Consider the following 646-nt stretch of genomic DNA (forward strand, 5'->3'; position numbering starts at 1 on the left):
TGTAGTCGACGATCACCGCAGTCGGCGGTCGACCTCCGCCGCGGCGAAAAACGCCGATGCTGTCTTGAGAATCTCGTTGGCTCTGCGCAATTCAGCATTTTCCTTGCGCAGCGCGGCCAGCTCCGCGTCCTTATCGCCTGCCGAAGACATCACCGCGCCCGCTGCAGGCCTCCCGCTACCGTGGCGGTTCTCGACCCAATTGCGCAACGTCGCCTCATTGATGCCCAGCAGCTCGCCCACATGGCGACGAGCTTCCCGCTTGGAACCACCGAACTCCGCGATCCGGTCCTCATACATCCGAACTGCCCGCTCACGGGTCTCTTGGTCGAACTTTTTCGGCGCAGCCACAACCACATCCTCCTGGTGCGATCACGGTCTCCACCAGATCCAGGACGGTTCACAACTCCCTGAACCACCCCGGGTTTGATGCACACCTTCTTTCGAGGGAAGGTAAGGCGCATCATGCCGAAGAAGTACGACGATCAGTTCAAGGCCCGGGCGGTGCAGTTGGTCATCGGGCACACCGCGGAGTACGACAGCCGCACGGCCTGCATTGCCGCGGTCGCCAAGCGCTTGGGTGTGGCGGTGGAAACCCTGCGCCGCTGGGTCGCCCAGAGCGAGGTTGATACCGGGCAGCGCGAGGGGG

General features: G+C 63.3%; 1 protein-coding gene and 1 pseudogene. One reads left to right on the top strand and one right to left on the bottom strand.

Annotated elements, in window-relative coordinates; translation table 11 throughout:
* Positions 1–348, bottom strand: a pseudogene (locus ASJ79_RS25240) (transposase); the annotation flags it as partial.
* 114 nt (positions 349–462) lie between these two features.
* Between ASJ79_RS25240 and ASJ79_RS25245 the strand changes: the two are divergent.
* Positions 463–646, top strand: a 184-nt coding sequence (locus ASJ79_RS25245; RefSeq protein ID WP_197420373.1) for a transposase, incomplete at its 3' end; no start/stop codon positions are given.

It is taken from the genome of Mycobacterium sp. NAZ190054 (genome assembly GCF_001545925.1).
Lineage (GTDB): Bacteria > Actinomycetota > Actinomycetes > Mycobacteriales > Mycobacteriaceae > Mycobacterium.